This window comes from Nocardia sp. GTS18 (assembly GCF_013839555.1).
Taxonomy (GTDB): domain Bacteria; phylum Actinomycetota; class Actinomycetes; order Mycobacteriales; family Mycobacteriaceae; genus Nocardia; species Nocardia rosealba.
Genome location: NZ_JACBIU010000003.1, coordinates 1 through 20,050 on the forward strand (window position 1 = coordinate 1; position 20,050 = coordinate 20,050).

Below are 20,050 nucleotides of genomic sequence, written 5' to 3' on the forward strand. Positions count from 1 at the left end.
TCGAGTTTGCTACCTGCCGCACTCCCCGCGGTGCGGAACTACTGCGGTGTTTTGTGCACCACGGGGGTATTGGGCTGTGTTTTTGGAGCGCTGGCGCGCTCGAGCGCGGCCCCTGAGGGGCCGCGCGAACAGCGCTCGAGACTCGCGCCTGCGGCGCATGCGCTTCGAGCGCTGTTCGCGCGGCCGGGCCGCGGCGCCGCTTCGCGGCGGACCCTCCTCGAGGTCGGGTCGGGCGGGGCTGGGAATGCGGTCATGGCGGACTTAAGTGGTGCCGGGTGGCTGGGAATGCTGTCATGGCGGACTCGAGTGGTGCCACGTGGGCTGGGAGAGACCGCAACGAGATCCACGCCCTCGTCGACAATCTCGCCGCAGCGCTCTGCGGTAGGCGGCCGACTCGGGCCGGTGCCACGTGGGCTGGGGAGCGCGGTAGGTGGCGGACTCGAGTGGTGCCACGTGGGCTGGGAGCGCGGTAGGCGGCCGACTCGGGCCGGTGCCACGTGGGCTGGGAGTGCGGTAGGTGGCGGACTCGGGCGGTGCCACGTGGGCCAGGGAGTGCGGTAGGTGGCGGACTCGGGCGGTGCAGTTTGGGCTGGCGGTGCGGTAGACGGTGGACTGGAGTAGTGCCACGCGGGCCGGGTGTGCGGTAGGTGCGGACTGGAGTAGTGCCGCGCGGGCTGGGTGGCGGACTCGAGTACTGCCACGCGGGCTGGGCGTGCGGTAGGCGGTGGACTCGGGTGGTGCCGCGGGGGCCGGGGAGTGCGGTAGGTGGCGGACTCGGGCGGTGCAGTTTGGGGATGGGGGTGCGGTAGTAGGGGCTCGTGTGGTGGGCGGGATTGTGGTGGGTGGCCGACTCGCGTGGTGCAGTGTGGCTCGGGATTGTGGCGGGTGAACGGCTCGTATGGAGTCGTGTAGCGGACTGGGAATGTGGGGGCTGGGAATGTGGTCTCGGCGGGTTCGGGGTGGGGTGTTGGCGGTAGGTTGGGGGCAGGCTGACGTCTGGAGGTTGGTGTGCATCTGCGTGGTGTGGTTCTTCCCGGTGATCAGGAGCTCGACCTCTGGGTGGTCGACGGTGCGGTGACGTTCGAGCCGGTGGTGGGGGCCGAAACCCTCTGTCGCACAGGGTGGATCGTGCCGGGTCTGGTAGACGCTCACTGTCACGTCGGTATTCGGTACGGCGGCGGTGACGAGACGCACGAGGGTGCGATCGAGCAGGCCGAGACGGAGCGCGACGCGGGCGCCCTGCTGCTGCGCGACGCGGGCTCACCCATCGACACCCGGTTCATCGACGAGCACGCCGAACTGCCGCGCATCATCCGCGCGGGGCGCCACATCGCGCGGCCCAAGCGCTACATCCGTGAACTCGGCATCGAGCTCGACGACGAACGCGACCTGCCCGAGATCGTCGCCGAACAGGCGCGCTTCGGCGACGGATGGGTGAAGATCGTCGGCGACTGGATCGACCGGGCGGTGGGGGACCTGCGCCCGCTGTGGAGCGACGACATCCTGAAACAAGCGATCGACGCTGCGCACGCCAACGGCGCCCGCGTCACCGCCCACGTCTTCGGCGAGGACGCCCTGCCCGGCCTCGTCAACGCGGGCATCGACTGCCTCGAGCACGGCACCGGCCTCACCGACGACACCATCGAACTGATGCTGGCCAACGGCACCGCACTGGTCCCCACCCTCATCAATATCGACACCTTCCCCGGCATCGCCGACTCGGCGACCAAGTTCCCCGTCTACGCCGCCCACATGCGCGACCTGCACCGCCGCGTCCGCGACACCGTCGGCAAAGCCCACGAGGCGGGCGTCCCGATCTACGCGGGCACCGACGCGGGCGGCTCCATCCGCCACGGCCGCATCGCCGACGAGATCGCCGCCCTCACCGGCGCGGGCCTGTCCCCCCACGACGCCCTCGGCGCCGCCTCCTGGAACGCCCGCACCTGGCTCGGCCGCGAATCCATCACCGAAGGCGCCCCCGCCGACTTCGTCGTCTACGCCGACGACCCCCGCGGTAACCCCGCCGCCCTCACCGATCCTCAATGGGTGGTCCTGCGCGGCCTGGTGGTCAAAACCCCGAACCCAGTAACTGGCCACCGCTGATCGGCATTCGGAAGAACTGCCACCTGCAGCCCAGCTAGCAGATATTCATATCTCGTGGTCGATGAGTTATAGAGTGAGAAATAGACAAACCACGTGCGGTTTCGTCACAGGGCGGCAACGAGTTCGCTCGAGTGGTCGCGAGAAGGTACACGGCAGATCGGACAGCTATGACCATGAGCGCCGAGGTTTCGATGTTTCACCCGCTGGGCCCGAAGACTGTGGAAGATTGGCTCGTCGAAGAGCAGCCGGAAGATGGATCGCGACTCGAACTCATCTGGGGGTACCTGCACATGACGCCGCCGCCGGGTGGTTCGCATCAATATGCGTCGTTCGAGCTGGCCGTGATGTTGCGGGACGCGCTGCGAGCAGCTGAACGGTCCGACCTCCACGTTCTGCCCGCCGTGGGTGTTCGCATCAGCACGCCGCTGCGGACCGCCGTCATCCCCGATATTTCCGTCGTCGCGGGAGAGATCGGTCATGTCAGCTTCGCTGCCGAGGACGTTCTCCTCGCGGTCGAGGTCTGGTCGCCCGGCAACACTCGTGAGGAGCGAGACACGAAGATCGCGTCCTACGCGTCGGCGAGGATCCCGAATGTGTGGATTGTCGAGTTGCCGATCGGAAAACCACCTCGATTCTGGGGCTACAGCCTGGGCGAGAGCGGATATCGGCAGGAAGTCTTCGCCGACAACGGGGAAACGGTGAAAGCGCCCGGACCGGTGCCGGTCGTCATAGATACCTCACAGTTGCGCTGAGGCGGCGGCGGTCGAGCCGATTTCAGGTGGGCTCGACCTGTCTGGCACAATGGACCACCGTCCTCCCTGGACAGTGTCAGCCCGTCTCCGGTTACGTACCGCGCGGCGGTCACGCACTTCATGCGCGAAACCGGACCCGCAGACCATGTGGGTCGCCGAATCGCGTGGTGACCAAACTACTGAAAGAGGCAGATCAGCATGGCTGTTCGCATCAAGCTCACCCGTCTGGGCAAGATCCGCAACCCCCAGTACCGCGTCGTCGTCGCCGACGCCCGCACCCGTCGTGACGGCCGTGCCATCGAGTCGGTCGGCAAGTACCACCCGAAGGAAGAGCCCTCGCTGATCGAGATCGATTCCGAGCGCGTGCAGTACTGGCTGTCCGTCGGCGCGCAGCCGACCGAGTCCGTGCAGCGTCTGCTGGAGATCACCGGCGACTGGCAGAAGTTCAAGGGCCTGCCGGGCACCGAGGGCACCCTCAAGGTGAAGGCCGCCAAGCCGTCCAAGCTGGACCTGTTCAACGCCGCGCTGGCCGCCGCCGACAACGAGCCCGTCGCCGAGGCCGTCACCCCGAAGAAGAAGGCCGCCAAGAAGGAAGAGGCTGCCGCCGAGGAGACCCCGGCCACCGAGGCTGCCGAGTAATGACTGCCGTTGTTGCCGACGCCGTCGAACATCTGGTTCGTGGCATCGTCGCCAACCCGGACGACGTCCGCGTCGAGCTGCTCACCGGCCGTCGCGGACGCACCGTCGAGGTGCATGTTCATCCTGAAGACCTGGGCAAGGTGATCGGTCGCGGTGGTCGTACCGCGACCGCGCTGCGCACCCTGGTCGCCGGTATCGGTGGCCGGGGCATCCGGGTCGACGTGGTCGACACCGACGCCTAGATGGAACTCGTCGTAGGTCGGGTCGCCAAGTCGCACGGCGTGCGCGGCGAACTCGTCGTCGAGGTGCGCACCGATGAGCCGGATGCCCGGTTCGCTCCCGGTGCCACCCTCCACGGCCGCATGCCGAAGTCCTCGGCGACCCGTGAGTTCACCGTGAAGTCGGCCCGAGAGCACTCGGGCCGACTTCTGGTGTTCGTCGACGGCGTCGACGACCGCACCGCCGCCGACGCGCTGCGCGGGCTGCTGTTCGTCGTCGACAGCGAAACCCTGCCCCCGTCAGACGATGACGACGCCTTCTACGACCACGAGCTCGAAGGTCTGCGCGTCGAACTCGAAGACGGCACCGTCGTCGGCAAGGTCACCGAGGTATTGCATTCCGCCGCAGGCGAATTGCTGTCGGTGCGCGCCGAAGACGACGGCCGCGAAATTCTGATTCCCTTTGTCACCGCCATCGTGCCGACCGTGTCGGTCGCCGACGGTCTGGTGGTCATCACCCCGCCCGAGGGCCTGCTCGATCCGGAGTAATTCGTGCAACTCGATGTCGTCACGATCTTCCCGGAATATCTCGAGCCGCTGCGCACAGCGCTGCTCGGCAAGGCCGTCGACAAGGGCCTGATCTCGATCGGTGTGCACGACCTGCGTCGCTGGACCCACGATGTGCACAAGTCGGTCGACGATTCGCCCTACGGTGGCGGCCCCGGCATGGTCATGAAGCCCACCGTCTGGGGCGACGCGCTCGACGAGGTATGCCCCGACGACGCACTGCTCGTCGTTCCCACTCCGGCCGGGGTGCCCTTCACCCAGGCCACCGCCCAACGCTGGTCCACCGAAAAGCACCTGGTGTTCGCCTGCGGCCGCTACGAGGGCATCGACCAGCGCGTCTTCGACGACGCCGCCCGCCGCGTGCGCGTGGAAGAGGTGAGCATCGGTGACTACGTGCTCATCGGCGGCGAGGCGGCGGTACTGGTGATGACCGAGGCCGTGGTCCGGCTGATCCCCGGTGTACTCGGCAATCAGCAGTCACACCAAGAGGATTCGTTCTCCGACGGCCTCCTCGAAGGCCCGAGCTACACCCGCCCGGTGTCCTGGCGTGGTCTCGAGGTGCCGCCGATCCTGCTGTCGGGCGATCACGCGAAGATCGCGGCCTGGCGTCGCGAGCAGTCGCTGCAGCGGACCCGCGAGCGCAGGCCCGACCTGCTGCCCGATTAGTTCGCCATCACCCGCGTGGTGATGCAGAACGGATGCCCGGCCGGGTCGAGCAGTACCCGCCAGCGCGGATCCTGTTGTACCGGTGCGGGTGTGGCGCCCACCGCCAGCGCGTGCTGTTCGCACAGATCCAGGTCGGCATCGGCCGCGAGGTCCAGGTACACCGCGGGCGTGCCGGGCCATTGCGGCGGGTAGTAGCCCTCCACGTACTGTGCCGCGATCGTCAGTCCCGACGGTATGCGGATACCGACGCTGTGCTCGTCGTTCCACAGGACGCGGCCGCCGAGCAGCCCCAGGTAGAAACGGGCGAGAGACTCGGGGTCGGCGCAGTCGAGGGAGAGGCCGGCCAGCTGAAAAGGCTCCGTCATCGGATCGACGGTACCGGTCGGATTCCGCGCCGAGATTGTTTTGCGCTAAAGACATTTGGGTATTAGTTGGGGTTGTTCGTTGTGTGATCGTCCAGAACGAGGATTGCTGGTTCCGTCCGGAAACAGGTGCGTGACTCAGGGGAGCAGCCCGTACCGCCGCGCGGTCACCACAGCTTCCTGACGGGTGCTTGCGTCGAGCTTGCTCATCGCGTGCCGCAGATAGCTCTTCACCGTCTCCGCCCCGAGTGAGAGCCGAAGCGCCACTTCCTGATTCGTGCAACCGAGGGCCACCTGGGCGAGCACATCGATCTCCCGCCGCGACAACCGAGGCGCTTCGTCGGCCGGTGCTCCGGTCATCACGGCGGCCAGTCGTGCCGACACACCCGCCAGCCGGTCACGCAGCGTGGCATCGTCGACGGCGGCCGACATCGCACGCAGTTCGGCGTGGATCTCGCGCAGCTCCTCGGTGGCCGGTGTCGCGGCGACCGGTTCCGCGAGCTCGAGCAACCGCACCCGCCGATCCACCTCGTCGCGCACGGCGATCTCGTTCGCCAGCCGCCTGCCCGCCGCCATGATCACGTCGGCGGCGCGGTCGCCGAGGGGGCTCGCGCCGCGGGTGGCCGCGTACAGCACCGCGCGCGGCCGGTCCCCGACCACAACCGGCACGGCGATCACCGAGCGCAGCCCCTCGCCCGAGACGGCCGCGTCGTAGTCGTGGGTGATGGTTGGTGCGCGGCGGTAGTCGGCCACGGCCGCCGGTCTGCGGTATTGCATCGCCTGCCCACCGAGGCCGGAGGTACGCAGCACCGACAGCCCACGCAGACCGGTGGTGACGGTGCCGACGAACTCGGTGAGCAGCAAGGTGTCCTCGTCGACCGGGCCGCCGAAGACCACGGGCACGTTCGCCCGGCGCGCCACCCAGCGGATCTCGGCACGCAAGGCGTCGCCGTCGCGGGGACGCAACAGGGAGCTCATGGATCACCCCTTTTCGGGGGTAGTGGCGAACGTGAGGTGTGCCACATTCTATGCGAGACCGGCACGGTGTTGAGGAGAACTGCGATGAGTACCGACCTGGACGCGCGGGTACGCGACCTGCTCGCCCGCTACGACGGCCCCGAGGCGTGCGCGGCCGAGTTGCTCTGTGACGGGCATCCGGCCGACGCGATCGCGTTCACGGTCGTCGAGTCCGACCTGACCGCCCGCGACCTGACCTACGGGGAGTTGCGCGAGCGTTCGTCGCGGTTCGCGGCCGCGCTGGCCGGGCTCGGTGTCGGCCCGGGCGACCGGGTGGCCACCCTGATGGCCAAGTCCGCCGACCTGGTGGTGGCGCTGCTGGGAATCTGGCGTCGTGGCGCGGTGCATGTGCCGCTGTTCACCGCCTTCGCGCCCGCTGCCATCGAGTTCCGGCTCGCGGCGAGCAACACAAGGGTTGTCGTCGCCGATGCCGACCAGGCACCGAAACTGCGTGCAAGCGAAGGGTTTCCGGCCGGTGACGGCCCGACCACACCGAGTGGGCGGATCGGTGCGGGTGCCGAGCCGCCGCTCGCCGCATCCGACTCGTCGGGATCGGCTGCCGGGCCGACGAGCCCGCCCATCACGATCGTCGCCGGCGATGCCCTGCCCGGCACCTTGTCTTTCCATGACCTGCTCGATACGCACCGGGCCGACGACCCGCGGGCGGTCCCGGTCGCGGTCGGCGGTGACGGCCTGCTGGTCCAGCTGTTCACCAGCGGCACCACCGGCACACCCAAGGGCGTACCGATTCCGGTACGCGCGCTGGCCTCCTTCCACGCCTATCAGGAATTCGCCCTGGACGTGCGCGGCGACGACGTCTACTGGAACGCGGCCGACCCCGGCTGGGCCTACGGCCTCTACTACGCGATCCTGGCACCGCTGGCCACCGGTGTGCGCAGCCTGCTGCTGCATGCCGGTTTCTCCGCGCCCCTGACATGGGAGGTGTTGCGCCGCTTCGGTGTCACCAATTTCGCCGCCGCACCGACCGTGTACCGGGCGTTGCGCGCCGACGGGCAGGTTCCCGACGGGGTGGCGTTGCGCCGGGCCTCATCGGCGGGGGAGCCGCTCACGCCCGAGGTCGTTTCCTGGTCCCGTGACGCACTCGGTGTCGCGGTGCGTGACCACTACGGCCAGACCGAGCACGGCATGGTCATCTGCCACGCCTGGCACCCCGACCTCGACGTCGAGGCCCCCACCGGTTCGATGGGCAGACAGTTGCCGGGCTGGGCATGCACGGTGCTCGCCGAGGACGCAGACACCGAGGCAGCGCCCGGCGAGGTCGGCCGGGTCGCCATCGACACCGACCACAGCCCGCTGCTGTGGTTCCTCGGCTACCTCGACGACCCCGAACGTACTTCGGCGCGGTTCACCGCCGACGGCCGCTGGTATCTGACCGGCGACGTCGGCGCGCGCGATGTCGACGGATTCTTTCGCTTCAGTGCCCGCGACGACGATGTGATCATCATGGCCGGGTACCGGATCGGCCCGTTCGAGGTGGAAAGCGTGCTGGTGATGCACGCTCAGGTCGCCGAAGCCGCCGTCGTGGGCATGCCCGACGAACTGCGGGGCGAGGTGCTCGAGGCGTTCGTTGTGCCGCGCGAGGGCGTCGACGGCGACGACGAGCTGGTGGCCGAGCTGCAACAGCTGGTGAAGGACGAATTCGCGGCCCACGCCTATCCGCGACGGGTACATTTCGTCGCGAGTCTGCCCAAAACCCCTAGCGGGAAAGTGCAGCGGTTCCTGCTGCGCGGCAAGGAGATCCGGTGATGTCCGAACTCAGCTACGCCAGCGGTCCCGCGAGTACCCCGCTGCTCGGCGACACCATCGGCGCGAATCTCGACCGGACCATCGCGGCCGTTCCCGATCAGGAAGCCCTCGTCGACCGGACGACGGGCCGGCGCTGGACCTACCGCGAAGTGGGGGCAGCCGTCGACGCTGTCGCGACCGGGCTCGCGGCCTGCGGCATCGGGCGCGGCGACCGGGTGGGCATCTGGGCGCCGAACTGCGCCGAGTGGTACCTCGTGCAGTACGCGACGGCCAAGCTCGGCGCGATCCTGGTGAACATCAACCCCGCCTACCGCAGCAGCGAACTCGAGTACGTCCTCGGGCAGGCCGGGGTGCGGGCACTGATCGCGGCCGCGGAGTTCAAGTCCTCGAACTACGTGGCGATGATCGAGCAGGTGCGTCCGAATTGCCCTGCGCTGGAGCAGGTACTGATCCTCGGTACACCCCAGTGGCAGGAAGTGGCCGAGACGGCACCTGACTCGCAGCGCTTGGCCGCCATCGCGGCGACGCTGTCGGCCGACGAACCGATCAACATCCAATACACTTCGGGCACAACAGGTTTCCCCAAGGGCGCGACCCTGAGCCACCACAACATCCTCAACAACGGCTTCTTCGTCGGCGAACTCTGCGGCTACACCAGCGCCGACCGGATCTGCGTGCCGGTTCCCTACTATCACTGCTTCGGCATGGTCATGGGCAACCTCGCGGCCACCTCACACGGTGCGGCGGTGGTGATTCCGGCGCCGTCCTTCGATCCGGCTGCCACGCTGGCCGCTGTGGCCGCCGAACGATGCACTTCGCTCTACGGTGTGCCGACGATGTTCATCGCCATGCTCGCCGAGCTCGACAACGGTGCGTCCTACGATCTTTCGAGCCTGCGCACCGGCATCATGGCCGGTTCACCGTGTCCGGTGGAGGTGATGAAGCGGGTGATCGACCGAATGGGGATGGCCGAGGTATCGATCTGTTACGGGATGACCGAGACCAGCCCGGTGTCCACCCAGACCCGGCGCGACGACAGCATCGAACGCCGCACCGCCACCGTCGGCCGCGTCGGACCGCACCTCGAGGTGAAGGTGGTCGACCCCGACACCGGCCGCACGGTGTCGCGCGGCGAACCCGGTGAGCTGTGCACCCGCGGGTACTCGGTGATGCTCGGCTACTGGGGCCAGCCCGACAAGACCGCCGAGGCGATCGACGCCGCCCGCTGGATGCACACCGGCGACATCGGCGTGATGGACGACGACGGCTATCTCTCGGTCACCGGCCGGATCAAGGACATGGTGATCCGCGGCGGCGAGAACATCTACCCCCGCGAGATCGAGGAATTCCTCTACACCCACCCCGATATCGTCGATGCCCAGGTGATCGGCGTCCCCGACGAGAAATACGGTGAGGAGCTGATGGTCTGGCTCCGTGTGCGCGAGGGCGCCGCCCCGCTCGACGCGGCCGCGATCCGCGACTTCTGCACTGGTCGCCTCGCCCACTACAAGATCCCGCGCTATGTGCACGTGGTCGACGAGTTCCCGATGACGGTCACCGGCAAGATCCGCAAGGCCGAGATGCGGGAGCTGGCCCTCGACCTCCTCCGCTGAGATCCGTCGCGGGCACGGCCGCCGTTTGCTACCGTGCTCGCGGCGGGCGGGCGCTCGATGCCCGCCATCGAATATGCTGGGGGGCAGGGTGATCCGTCGCGTATCGATGGTCATGACAGTGATGTGCGCACTGGTGGCGGCGAGCGGAGCCACGGTCGAAGCAGGGCCGGGAGTCACGGTGCTGCCGCGCCCCGGCGGTGAAATGCTGGTGGGAACGACGACGCTGCATCTGGTCGACGCCGCCAGACCGGACCCGTTCGAAGCAGGCCGGACACGGGAACTGATGGTTTCGGTCTTCTACCCGGCCACCGACGTCGACCGTTACCCGCGGGCACATTACGCGTCGACCGAGTTGATCCCCGGGCTCGAGAAGACGCTGGGTATCGAACTTCCCGGCGTACTGACCCATGCCCATCGTGACGCGCCCGCCCGCGCCGGAACGACCTACCCGGTGGTGCTGTACACGCCCGGCGCCGGTGTTTCGCGTGTCCTCGGCACCGGCTTGGCCGAAGACCTTGCCTCGCGTGGCTACGTGGTTGTGACCGTCGACCACACCTATGAGACGGGACCGGCCGTCGAGTTCCCCGGCGGGCGCATTGTCTTACCCACACCCGCACCGAACGGTTTCGATACGACCATCCGCGAAAAGTACATTGCGGCAAGGCTGCTCGACTTCCGGTTCGTCCTCGACTCGCTGACCCGGCTGTCGAGTGGTGAGAATCCGGATTCCGAGCAGGACGCGCTACCCACCGATCTGGGGCTGGTACTCGATATGGAGCGGGTCGGTGCCGTCGGCCATTCCTCGGGTGGCTACACCGCGGTCGAAGCCATGCACACCGACCGCCGCATCGACGCGGCGGTCGACATGGACGGCCAGATCGGTGTCGACGAAGCATTCGGTCGCGCCGTCACCGAGGGCGTCGACAGGCCGACACTCGTGCTGACCAGCGCCCAGATCGAGCAGGTCGGTGACGGGAACCCGTCGTTCGACGCGTTCTGGGGTAAGGCCACCGGCTGGAAACGCCATCTGGCGATTGCGGATTCGGCGCACTACGACTTCACCGACATGCCCGCGTTCGTCCCCGCCCCTGCCAAGCCCGCTGCCGCGCAGTACATCGGCACCATCGATACCGAACGGATGGCGACGCTGGTGCGTTCCTACGTGGCCGCCATGTTCGACAAATTCCTGCGCGAGCGCACCGACACACTCCTGGATCGCCCGATCACCGAACCCGAGCTCACGACGGTGCGCTGACCTGGGATCGAGCCGGGTGTCGGCGGGGAGCTGTAGTCTCTGCGGCTGTGACGACAGCGCCCGAGATCGCCCGTTCGACGTCGAACGGCACTCCGACCGACAGCACGACCATCCTGGCCAGCGTGGGCAGGCGGATCGCCGACGAATTGGGGGTGCGCGAGACGCAGGTCCGCGCCGCCGTCGAACTGCTCGACGGTGGTTCGACGGTCCCGTTCATCGCGCGCTACCGCAAGGAGGTCACCGGTGGCCTCGACGATGCCCAGTTGCGTCAGCTCGAAGAACGGCTCGGCTACCTGCGCGAGCTCGACGAGCGACGCGGCGCCATCATCGAATCCATCCGCGGCCAGGGCAAACTCGATCCGGCCCTGCACGAGCAGATCATGCTCGCCGAGACCAAGGCCCGCCTCGAAGACATCTACCTGCCCTACAAGCCCAAGCGCCGCACCAAGGCCCAGATCGCGCGCGAGGCCGGCCACGAACCCGTGGCCGACGCGCTCATCACCGACCCGACCACCGACCCGGCGAACTACACCGCCGAGCAGCTCGACGGTGCCCGCGCGATCCTGGTCGAACGCTTCGCCGAAGACGCCGACCTGGTCGGTGAGCTGCGCGAAATGATGTGGAACCGGGGTCAGGTCACCTCGACGGTTCGTGCGGGCAAAGAAGAGGCGGGCGCCAAGTTCGCCGACTATTTCGAGTTCAGCGAACCGTTCCACAAGCTGCCCTCGCACCGGATCCTCGCGCTGCTGCGCGGGGAGAAGGAAGAGGTGCTCACCCTGCACCTCGAACCCGACACCGAAGAACCCGAACCCGGGACGCGCACCATCTACGAGGGCCGCATCGCCAAGGCCTTCGGCATCGCCGACCAGGGCCGCCCCGCCGACTCCTGGCTGCTCGACACCGTGCGCTGGGCATGGCGAACCAAACTGCAGGTGAGTCTCGGTATCGATACCAGGATGCGGTTGCGTCAGGCCGCCGAGAAGGACGCCGTCGACGTCTTCGCCGCCAACCTGCGCGACCTGCTGCTCGCCGCGCCCGCGGGCACCCGCACCACGATGGGCCTGGACCCCGGCTACCGCACCGGTGTGAAAGTCGCCGTCGTCGACGCGACTGGTAAGGCCGTCGCGACCGAGGTCATCTACCCGCACAAGCCGCAGGGCCAGACCGAGAAGTCCCTCGCCGTGCTCGCCGCGCTGGTCGCCCGATTCAACGTCGAGCTCATCGCGATCGGCAACGGCACCGCCTCCCGTGAAACCGACGCCCTTGCCACCGAACTGATTTCGCGCATCCCCGAGAACAAGCCGACCAAGATCGTGGTCTCGGAAGCGGGCGCGTCGGTGTACTCCGCGTCGGCCTATGCCTCGGCGGAACTGCCCGACATGGACGTGTCGCTGCGCGGTGCGGTGTCGATCGCGCGCCGCCTGCAGGACCCGCTGGCCGAGCTGGTGAAGATCGATCCCAAGTCGATCGGTGTCGGTCAGTACCAGCACGACGTGTCCGAAACACTGCTGGCGCGCTCGCTGGGCGCCGTCGTCGAAGACGCGGTGAACGCGGTGGGTGTCGACGTGAACACCGCCTCGGTGCCGCTGCTGGCCCGCGTCTCCGGCGTGTCCGGCTCGGTCGCGGAAAGCATTGTGGCCCACCGTGATCAGAACGGCCCGTTCCGCAGCCGCACCGCGTTGCTCGAGGTGCCGCGACTGGGGCCCAAGGCTTTCGAGCAGTGCGCGGGCTTCCTGCGGATCCGCGGGGGTGAGGACCCGCTCGACACCTCCGCGGTGCACCCCGAGGCATACCCGGTGGTGCGCCGCATTCTCGAACGAACCGGTAAGCCGATCGCCGAGGTCATCGGCAACACCTCGGTGCTGCGCTCGCTGAAGCCGGTCGAGTTCACCGACGAGAAGTTCGGTGTGCCCACCGTCAGCGACATCATCGCCGAGCTCGAGAAGCCGGGCCGCGACCCGCGCCCGGAGTTCAAGACCGCCGAATTCGCCGCCGGGATCGAGAAGGTCGCCGACCTGAAGCCGGGCATGGTGCTCGAGGGCGTCGTCACCAACGTGGCCGCGTTCGGCGCGTTCGTCGATGTGGGTGTGCACCAGGACGGCCTCGTACACGTCTCGGCGCTGTCGCACACCTTCGTCAAGGACCCGCGCGAAGTGGTCAAGTCCGGTGACGTGGTGAAGGTGAAGGTGCTCGAGGTCGACGTCGCGCGCCAGCGGATCGGGCTCACCCTTCGGCTGGATGACGAACCGGGCAAGCCCGCCACGGGGGACAATCGTGGGGGCGGTGCGCCGCGCGGCCAGGGTCGTCCCCAGGGCGGTCGTGGTCAGGGCGGCGGCCGCGCGCAGGGCCGTGGTCAGGCACAACCGCGGGGCGGCAATCAGCGCAAGCCGGCTGCCGAACCGACCGGTTCGATGGCCGAGGCGCTGCGCAGGGCCGGTTTCGGCAAGTAGGTCGACGACAGGGCGGGCGGCATGCGACGGTGGCTCGAAGACGATGTGATCGCGCACGGCCGCCTGCCCCTGCTCTGTTTCCTGCTGGGGTTCATCCTCGGTTTCGTGGTGATCCGCGTCAGCGTGCGCTTGATCCGCGCGCAGGTGAAGTGGTGGCCGGGCAACCTCAAGGCCGGTGACACCCACATCCACCACATGGTGTTCGGCGTCATCACGGTGCTGCTGTCGGGCATCGGCCTGATTGCCACGGCCGAGGACTCCACCCAGGTCACCTCGAGCGTGCTCGCCGCCTTTTTCGGCATCGGCGCGGCGCTGGTGCTCGACGAATTCGCGCTGATCTTCTACCTGCGCGATGTGTACTGGGAGGAGCAGGGCCGCACCTCGGTGGACGCGGTGTTCGTCGCGCTGGCCGTGACGGGGCTGCTGCTGCTCGGGGTGCAGCCGGCGACCTTCCTCGACTACGACGATTTCCGGGAGTCGGCAGGTGTCGGGGTGCGCGTCGGGATCGTCGTCACCGTGGCGATCAACCTCGTCCTTGCCGCCATGGTGATCGCCAAGGGCAAGATCTGGACGGGGTTGTTCGGCATGTTCTTCACCCCGCTGCTGCTGGTCGGTGCGATCCGGCTGAGCCGCCCGGGAGCGCCGTGGGCGCGGTGGCGCTACGGGCACCGACCCAAGACGATGTCGCGCGCGATCGCCCGGGAGCGGCGCTACCGCCGTCCCGTGATCCGGGCCAAGATCTTCATCCAGGATCTGATCGCCGGGAAGCCCGACGTCGAACACGCACGCACCGCCGCCGAGGTCGAGTTGCGGCGCAAGGTCGTCGCGGCCCCGCCCGCGCCACCACCACACCCGCATCTGCTGCCGCGTCGACGGGCCGAAGCCGGTTCCGGCAAGCCCGCCGACGAGTGACCGGCGGTGCCCGATTTCAGTCGTGACCACCCTGTCTGGCACAATGAACCGGTTGCCTTGGGCGAGTCATGTCCGGGAGCACCCCTGTACTGAGCACGAACCGGTCGAGCGCGAGCCGCCAGGTTCCTCTGTTCGCGCGAAGAATCCGAAAAGGTGGAAAATGAACACCCTTGATTTCGTCGACGAGAAGTCGCTGCGTAGCGATGTCCCCGACTTCCGTCCCGGTGACACCCTGAACGTGCACGTGAAGGTCATCGAAGGCTCGAAGGAGCGCATCCAGGTCTTCAAGGGCGTCGTGATCCGGCGTCAGGGCGGCGGCATCGGCGAGACCTTCACGGTCCGCAAGGTGTCCTTCGGCGTGGGTGTCGAGCGCACCTTCCCCGTGCACAGCCCCAACATCGACCACATCGATGTCGTGACCCGTGGTGATGTGCGTCGCGCCAAGCTGTACTACCTGCGCGACCTGCGCGGCAAGGCCGCCAAGATCAAGGAAAAGCGCTGATCTTCCGGTAGCTCTTTCCGGCACAGAATCTTTGACAGTAGCCCGGCGCCCCGACTCACGTCGGGGCGCCGGGCTACTCTGTTCGGCGTGGCAGACGAAAGTGGGTCGGTGTCGGTGTCCGATTCGGGCGACGAGGGCAAGCGGCGCAGGAAAAAGGCCGACGACAAGAAGCAACGGCCGTTCTGGCAGGAACTGCCGATACTGGTCGTGATCGCGGCGGTGATCGCCGCCCTGATGGTCACTTTCGTCGGGCGGCCCTACGTGATCCCGTCGCAGTCGATGGAGGACACGCTCCAGATCGGCGACCGCATCTACGTGCAGAAGATCAGCTACTACGGTTCCGAGCCGGGTCCGGGCGATGTGGTGGTGTTCGTCGGCCCCGAATCGTGGAACGGGCACTACAAGTCCATCCGCTCCGACAACGCGGCCATCCGCGGTGTGCAGAATTTTCTGTCCTACTTCGGCCTGGTTCCGCCCGACGAGAACGATCTCGTCAAGCGTGTGATCGCCGTCGGCGGGCAGACCGTGCAGTGCTGTGACCCGCAGGGCCGGGTGATGGTCGACGGGAAGCCGCTCGACGAGCCCTACATCAAGAAGGACTACCCCTGGTTCACCGACCGCCCCAACGCCGTGTACCCGGCCGGGCGGATGTTCGGGCCGGTGAAGGTGCCCGAGGGGCATCTGTGGGTGATGGGTGACAACCGCAACGAGTCGGCCGATTCGCGCGCTCATGTGAGCGACGATCTGCAGGGCACCGTCCCGGTCGACAACGTGCGTGGCAAGACCGTGTTCAAGATCTGGCCGCCCGGCCGGATGGGCCCGGTGAGCTCGCAGAATCCGCAGGACAACTAGACACGGGGACAATCGAACTGTGGGGCAGGATCGGACCAGCTGGCCGCCGCGGGTGGTGATGCGCCGGGCGGGTGGCCTACGCACGCTCGAGGCGGCGCTCATCCGCGGTGGCCTCGGCCCGGTGGCCGGTGTCGACGAGGCAGGGCGCGGGCCCTGCGCGGGACCGCTGGTGGTCGCCGCGTGCCTGCTCGCGCCCAAGGCCTACGACAAGCTGGCCGGGCTCGACGACTCCAAGAAACTCACCGAGGCGGCCCGTGAGGAGCTGTTCCCGGTGGTCAAGCGCCTGGCGCTGGCCTGGAGTGTCGTGGTGGTCCCCGCCTGGGAGATCGACGCCATCGGCATCCACGTCGCCAATATCGAGGGGATGCGTCGTGCGGTCGCCCATCTCGGCCGCACCCCCGGCTACATCCTGACCGACGGATTCAAGGTCCCCGGTCTGCCCGCGCCCTCGCTGCCCGTGATCGGTGGCGACGCGTCCGCGGCGTGCATCGCGGCGGCCAGCATCCTTGCCAAGGTCACCAGGGACCGCATGATGGTCGAGCTCGACGCCGAGCTGCCCGGCTACGGTTTCGCCGCGCACAAGGGCTACAACACCCCCGAGCACACCGCGGCACTGCGCGAGCTCGGTCCGAGCACCGAACACCGCCGATCTTGGCGGAATGTGCGCGAACTCGAGGTGCCGGGCGGTAGCCGGGTGGCTACCCGCGCGGCTCATGCGCGATGATGTGATCAATGAACGCGGCGCTGCTAGCAGGAGGATGTCCCACCCGATGAGTGCTGAGGACCTCGAGAAGTACGAAACCGAGATGGAACTGTCGTTGTACCGCGAGTACAAGGACATCGTCGGCCAGTTCTCGTACGTGGTGGAGACAGAACGGCGCTTCTACCTGGCCAATTCCGTCGAGCTGCGGCCACAGAACGCCGATGGCGAGGTCTACTTCGAAGTGCGGATGAGCGATGCCTGGGTGTGGGACATGTACCGTCCCGCCCGCTTCGTCAAGCACGTTCGGGTGATCACGTTCAAGGACGTCAACATCGAAGAGCTGGAGAAGCCCGACCTCCGTTTGCCCGAATAAGGGGAGTTGTCCCCAGGGGACGAGTTGTCCACAGGTTTTGTGTTTCCGCAGGTCGTGATCCCGGCGTAGCTTCGCGCCGGGATCACGCTTGCACCCGTGACGGACAAACAGGCGCTCGGCGCATACGGGGAGAAATTGGCCGCGCAGTATCTGTGCGAGGCCGGGATGCAGATCGTCGCCCGCAACTGGCGATGCCGGTACGGGGAGCTGGACCTGATCGTCCAGGACCCGTCGGTGACGGCGTTCGTGGAAGTGAAGACACGGTCCGGCCTCGGCTTCGGCAGCCCGGCCGAGTCGGTCACCTTCGGTAAACAGCAGCGGATCAGGCGCTTGGCGTTGTTGTGGCTCGCCGAGCAGGACGGGCCGTGGCGGCGCATCAGGTTCGATGTGGTGTCTGTGCTCGTCCCGCGTGGACGCAAACCGGTGATCGACCACCTGACGGGGGCGTTCTGATGGCCCTCGGACGTGCGCTGTCGGTCGCGGTGACCGGTGTCGACGGCCAGCTGGTGGAGATCGAGGCCGATATCGGCCAGGGACTGCCGTCGGTGAATCTTGTCGGGCTGCCCGACACGGCCCTGCAGGAGTCACGCAACCGGGTGCGCTCCGCCGTGGCCAATACGGGGGAGAAATGGCCCGACGGGCGGGTGATTCTGGCACTGTCGCCCGCGACTCTGCCGAAGGTCGGCTCGGTCTACGATCTGGCGCTCGCCGTGTCGGTGCTGGACGCCTCCGGTGCGGTGCCGGGGGACAAACTCGTGAAAACCGTGCTGCTGGGCGAGCTCGCCCTCGACGGGCGGGTACGCCGGGTCCGCGGTGTGCTGCCCGCGGTGATCGCGGCACGCAATGCGGGCTGCCCGACTGTCGTGGTGCCCGCCGAGGCGGTGGCCGAAGCCGGACTGGTCGAGGGCGTCGAGGTGCTCGGTGCGACGAGTCTGCGCGCTGTGGTCGCCTGGTTGCGCGGTGAAGGGACGCTGCTGGAACCCGACGGTGTGGTGCCGGGCGTCCAGGTGCCGTGTGGGGACCTCAGCGATGTGGTCGGCCAAGATGAGGCGCGCTGGGCGCTGGAGGTGGCTGCGGCGGGTGGCCACCACCTGCTGCTCACCGGACCACCGGGGATCGGGAAAACCATGCTGGCGCAACGTCTTCCGGGGTTGCTGCCGCCGCTGTCGGAGGCCGAATCGCTCGAGGTGACGGCGATTCATTCGATGGCGGGCTCGTTGACGGCCGAACAACCGTTGATGACGCTCGCACCGTTCGTCGCGCCCCATCACTCGACATCGGTAACCGCCATGATCGGCGGTGGTTCCGGCATGGCCCGGCCCGGTGCGGTCAGCCGGGCGCATCGGGGAGTGCTGTTTCTCGACGAGTGCGCCGAGATCGGCACCAAAGTGCTGGAGGCGCTGCGTACTCCGTTGGAAGAGGGCGAGGTGCGGATCGCGCGGCGTGACGGTGTGGCTCGCTATCCGGCGCGGTTCCAGCTGGTGCTGGCGGCGAATCCCTGTCCGTGTGCGCCCGCGCGTGATGTCGACTGCATCTGCGCGCCCCTCGCTCGTCGCCGGTACCTCGGCAAGCTGTCGGGTCCGCTGCTCGATCGCATCGATATCTGGGTGCAGATGCGTGGTCAGGCGGGGGCCGCCTTCGGTGACCAGCAGACCGAGACCAGTGCTGTTGTCGCGGCCCGGGTCGCCGCGGCGCGGGCCCGCGCCGCGGAGCGATGGAGTGCGGACGGTTGGGCGACCAATGCCGAAGTGCCGGGGCATATTCTGCGTCAACGGTTCCGGTTGCCCGCCGAGGCGATCGCGCCGATCGAGACCGCGCTGCGGTTGGGGCGGATGTCGGCGCGCGGTGCCGACCGGGCGGTGCGCGTGGCCTGGACGGTCTGCGATCTGCGCGGTGGGGAGCTGCCGAGCGTGCAGGATGTGCTGGCGTCGTTGAACTTCCGTCAGCGGGGTGGGCAGTGACGGGGCTGAGCGCGGTCGGCACCGTCGACCTCGATGTCGATGAACGCAGGCTGGCGTGGGTGTACCTGTCACGGGTGGTGCAGGGTCCGTGTGCGCCGTTGTCGGCGCTGATCGCCTCGGTCGGGGTTCGCGAGGCTGCGCGTGCGGTCCGCGAGCACGAACTACCTGACGCCCTTCGCGGACCCACCGCCGCACGACGTGAAATGGACTCGGCTGCCAAGGATCTCGAGACGATACAGCGGATCGGCGGCCGGGTCATCACGCCCGATGACGATGAGTGGCCCGGCTGGCGCATGCTCGGCCTCGACCAGCTCGACACCGACCGTGACCGCGAAGCCGCCGTACCGCTCGTACTGTGGGCGCGCGGACCGCTGTCGCTGCGAACCGCATCGGAACGCGCTGTGGCAGTGGTCGGTTCACGATGCAGCAGCGGGTACGGGATGCAGGTGGCCGGCGAGATCGCCTGCGACCTCGCAGGCCGCGGCTGGACCATCGTGTCCGGTGCGGCCTTCGGCATCGACGCCGCCGCGCACCGGGCCGCACTCGCCGTCGGCGGGCCGACCGTCGCCGTCCTGGCCTGCGGCGTCGACCGCCCGTACCCCGCCCAGCACGACCGGCTGCTCGCCGCCATCGCAGACAGCGGTCTGGTCGTCAGCGAATACCCACCCGGCGTCGCCGCCCAGAAACATCAGTTCCTGGCCCGCAACCGGCTCATCGCCACACTGGGAGACGGCGTCCTCGTCGTGGAAGCCGGATTGCGCAGCGGTGCAAGGAATACCGTGAAATGGGCTCGTCGCCTAGGTCGCCCGGCGATGGCGGTTCCCGGGCCGGTCGGGTCCGCGTCATCGGTGGGTTGTCACCGCATGATCCGCGAAGGTGAAGCCTTGCTCGTCACTCGCGCCGAAGACGTCATCGAGGAAGCGGGCCCCCTGCGTCTCCCCGTCGGTGAAGGCGCGCCCATCGACCCGGCCCACCACCTACGCGGCGCCGAAGCCGAGGTCTACGCCGCCCTCCCCGCCGTCGGCTCCCGCCAACCCCGCGACCTGGCCGGCCAGTGCGGTCTCGACCTGGCCACCGTCCGAGCAGTCCTCCCCAGCCTGGAACTGGCCGACCTGGTCGGCTGCGATTCCGAGGGGTGGTTCCGCACCCGTCGCCCGGGCTGACCGGCTCGTCGAGCTCGCGGTCCGCGACGACGAGCGAACATCACTGCCCGCCGGAACAGGTGGGCTTTGTGGTGTCGCCCTTTTGGCGCCAGGGACGGTATCGCCCTGGAGCGGGAGAGTGGCAGGTCTTTTGCCTGGATGGGTGGGACGCTGGTGTCGGCGTTGGGCGTGAGGG

At 68.1% G+C, this 20,050-nt stretch carries 20 protein-coding genes; 18 read left to right on the forward strand and 2 right to left on the reverse strand.

Going from position 1 to position 20,050, the window contains the following annotated elements; all coding sequences use genetic code 11:
* Positions 1-1,008: 1,008 nt before the first annotated feature.
* The 6 genes from HYG95_RS04795 to trmD all read left to right on the forward strand — a co-directional run bounded on the left by HYG95_RS04795 (position 1,009) and on the right by trmD (position 4,945).
* Entirely contained in the window at positions 1,009-2,103 is a 1,095-nt protein-coding gene (locus HYG95_RS04795) for an amidohydrolase family protein (protein WP_181696806.1), read from the forward strand.
* Between the two features lie 167 nt (positions 2,104-2,270).
* On the forward strand, positions 2,271-2,855 hold the full coding sequence (locus tag HYG95_RS04800; protein ID WP_181696807.1) for a Uma2 family endonuclease: 585 nt from the start codon (positions 2,271-2,273) through the stop codon (positions 2,853-2,855).
* A gap of 198 nt (positions 2,856-3,053) precedes the next feature.
* A complete protein-coding gene (gene rpsP / locus HYG95_RS04805) occupies positions 3,054-3,494 on the forward strand; it encodes a 30S ribosomal protein S16 (protein WP_181696808.1) in 441 nt (146 codons plus the stop codon).
* Positions 3,494-3,736, forward strand: coding sequence for an RNA-binding protein (locus HYG95_RS04810; protein WP_056811833.1), 243 nt, complete (start codon positions 3,494-3,496; stop codon positions 3,734-3,736). Before rpsP ends, HYG95_RS04810 begins: the two co-directional genes overlap by 1 nt.
* Entirely contained in the window at positions 3,737-4,261 is a 525-nt protein-coding gene (gene rimM, locus HYG95_RS04815) for a ribosome maturation factor RimM (protein ID WP_181696809.1), read from the forward strand.
* Positions 4,262-4,264: 3 nt separating this feature from the next.
* Positions 4,265-4,945 (forward strand): tRNA (guanosine(37)-N1)-methyltransferase TrmD, encoded by a 681-nt coding sequence (gene trmD / locus HYG95_RS04820; RefSeq protein ID WP_181696810.1) that lies wholly within the window; start codon positions 4,265-4,267, stop codon positions 4,943-4,945.
* Here trmD and HYG95_RS04825 read toward each other — a convergent pair.
* Entirely contained in the window at positions 4,942-5,310 is a 369-nt protein-coding gene (locus HYG95_RS04825; protein WP_067496209.1) for a VOC family protein, read from the reverse strand. The genes trmD and HYG95_RS04825 overlap by 4 nt on opposite strands.
* Positions 5,311-5,445: 135 nt before the next feature.
* A complete protein-coding gene (locus HYG95_RS04830; protein WP_181696811.1) occupies positions 5,446-6,285 on the reverse strand; it encodes a LuxR C-terminal-related transcriptional regulator in 840 nt (279 codons plus the stop codon).
* Between the two features lie 84 nt (positions 6,286-6,369).
* On the opposite strand from HYG95_RS04830, the gene HYG95_RS04835 reads away from it, so the two are divergent.
* The 12 genes from HYG95_RS04835 (at position 6,370) to dprA (ending at position 19,875) form a co-directional block, all read left to right on the forward strand.
* On the forward strand, positions 6,370-8,091 hold the full coding sequence (locus tag HYG95_RS04835; RefSeq protein ID WP_181696812.1) for an AMP-binding protein: 1,722 nt from the start codon (positions 6,370-6,372) through the stop codon (positions 8,089-8,091).
* Positions 8,091-9,704 (forward strand): AMP-binding protein, encoded by a 1,614-nt coding sequence (locus tag HYG95_RS04840; RefSeq protein WP_181696813.1) that lies wholly within the window; start codon positions 8,091-8,093, stop codon positions 9,702-9,704. Before HYG95_RS04835 ends, HYG95_RS04840 begins: the two co-directional genes overlap by 1 nt.
* A gap of 112 nt (positions 9,705-9,816) precedes the next feature.
* Entirely contained in the window at positions 9,817-10,959 is a 1,143-nt protein-coding gene (locus tag HYG95_RS04845) for a hypothetical protein (RefSeq protein ID WP_181696814.1), read from the forward strand.
* A gap of 47 nt (positions 10,960-11,006) precedes the next feature.
* Positions 11,007-13,409 carry a Tex family protein gene (locus HYG95_RS04850; RefSeq protein WP_370465682.1) on the forward strand — a complete coding sequence of 801 codons (2,403 nt, stop codon included), beginning with the start codon at positions 11,007-11,009 and terminating at the stop codon, positions 13,407-13,409.
* A 21-nt stretch (positions 13,410-13,430) separates the two neighbouring features.
* Positions 13,431-14,321, forward strand: coding sequence for a hypothetical protein (locus HYG95_RS04855; protein WP_181696815.1), 891 nt, complete (start codon positions 13,431-13,433; stop codon positions 14,319-14,321).
* Positions 14,322-14,481: 160 nt separating this feature from the next.
* The gene (gene rplS, locus HYG95_RS04860; RefSeq protein ID WP_019048201.1) at positions 14,482-14,823 is read left to right on the forward strand and encodes a 50S ribosomal protein L19; all 342 of its coding nucleotides are present in this window, start codon (positions 14,482-14,484) and stop codon (positions 14,821-14,823) included.
* 87 nt (positions 14,824-14,910) lie between these two features.
* Positions 14,911-15,675: a signal peptidase I gene (gene lepB / locus HYG95_RS04865; protein ID WP_370465683.1), complete on the forward strand. Its 765-nt coding sequence runs from the start codon at positions 14,911-14,913 to the stop codon at positions 15,673-15,675.
* 19 nt (positions 15,676-15,694) lie between these two features.
* On the forward strand, positions 15,695-16,399 hold the full coding sequence (locus HYG95_RS04870; protein ID WP_181696816.1) for a ribonuclease HII: 705 nt from the start codon (positions 15,695-15,697) through the stop codon (positions 16,397-16,399).
* A 46-nt stretch (positions 16,400-16,445) separates the two neighbouring features.
* The gene (locus HYG95_RS04875) at positions 16,446-16,751 is read left to right on the forward strand and encodes a DUF2469 domain-containing protein (RefSeq protein ID WP_011210678.1); all 306 of its coding nucleotides are present in this window, start codon (positions 16,446-16,448) and stop codon (positions 16,749-16,751) included.
* A gap of 96 nt (positions 16,752-16,847) precedes the next feature.
* Positions 16,848-17,204 (forward strand): YraN family protein, encoded by a 357-nt coding sequence (locus HYG95_RS04880; RefSeq protein ID WP_067496228.1) that lies wholly within the window; start codon positions 16,848-16,850, stop codon positions 17,202-17,204.
* Entirely contained in the window at positions 17,204-18,712 is a 1,509-nt protein-coding gene (locus HYG95_RS04885) for a YifB family Mg chelatase-like AAA ATPase (RefSeq protein ID WP_181696817.1), read from the forward strand. Before HYG95_RS04880 ends, HYG95_RS04885 begins: the two co-directional genes overlap by 1 nt.
* Positions 18,709-19,875, forward strand: a complete 1,167-nt coding sequence (dprA, locus tag HYG95_RS04890; RefSeq protein ID WP_370465684.1) for a DNA-processing protein DprA — start codon at positions 18,709-18,711, stop codon at positions 19,873-19,875. The genes HYG95_RS04885 and dprA overlap by 4 nt, the downstream gene beginning before the upstream one ends.
* The last annotated feature ends 175 nt before the right edge of the window (positions 19,876-20,050 follow it).

What these genes read in the sequence shown, in the direction of transcription:
- rplS (WP_019048201.1), top strand. Translation starts at nt 14,482, where the DNA reads ATGAACACCCTTGATTTCGTCGACGAGAAGTCGCTGCGTAGCGATGTC.
- HYG95_RS04840 (WP_181696813.1), top strand. Translation starts at nt 8,091, where the DNA reads ATGTCCGAACTCAGCTACGCCAGCGGTCCCGCGAGTACCCCGCTGCTC.
- HYG95_RS04830 (WP_181696811.1), bottom strand. Translation starts at nt 6,285, where the DNA reads ATGAGCTCCCTGTTGCGTCCCCGCGACGGCGACGCCTTGCGTGCCGAG.
- HYG95_RS04855 (WP_181696815.1), top strand. Translation starts at nt 13,431, where the DNA reads ATGCGACGGTGGCTCGAAGACGATGTGATCGCGCACGGCCGCCTGCCC.
- rpsP (WP_181696808.1), top strand. Translation starts at nt 3,054, where the DNA reads ATGGCTGTTCGCATCAAGCTCACCCGTCTGGGCAAGATCCGCAACCCC.
- HYG95_RS04800 (WP_181696807.1), top strand. Translation starts at nt 2,271, where the DNA reads ATGACCATGAGCGCCGAGGTTTCGATGTTTCACCCGCTGGGCCCGAAG.
- HYG95_RS04825 (WP_067496209.1), bottom strand. Translation starts at nt 5,310, where the DNA reads ATGACGGAGCCTTTTCAGCTGGCCGGCCTCTCCCTCGACTGCGCCGAC.
- rimM (WP_181696809.1), top strand. Translation starts at nt 3,737, where the DNA reads ATGGAACTCGTCGTAGGTCGGGTCGCCAAGTCGCACGGCGTGCGCGGC.
- HYG95_RS04885 (WP_181696817.1), top strand. Translation starts at nt 17,204, where the DNA reads ATGGCCCTCGGACGTGCGCTGTCGGTCGCGGTGACCGGTGTCGACGGC.
- HYG95_RS04810 (WP_056811833.1), top strand. Translation starts at nt 3,494, where the DNA reads ATGACTGCCGTTGTTGCCGACGCCGTCGAACATCTGGTTCGTGGCATC.
- HYG95_RS04845 (WP_181696814.1), top strand. Translation starts at nt 9,817, where the DNA reads ATGACAGTGATGTGCGCACTGGTGGCGGCGAGCGGAGCCACGGTCGAA.
- HYG95_RS04875 (WP_011210678.1), top strand. Translation starts at nt 16,446, where the DNA reads ATGAGTGCTGAGGACCTCGAGAAGTACGAAACCGAGATGGAACTGTCG.
- HYG95_RS04835 (WP_181696812.1), top strand. Translation starts at nt 6,370, where the DNA reads ATGAGTACCGACCTGGACGCGCGGGTACGCGACCTGCTCGCCCGCTAC.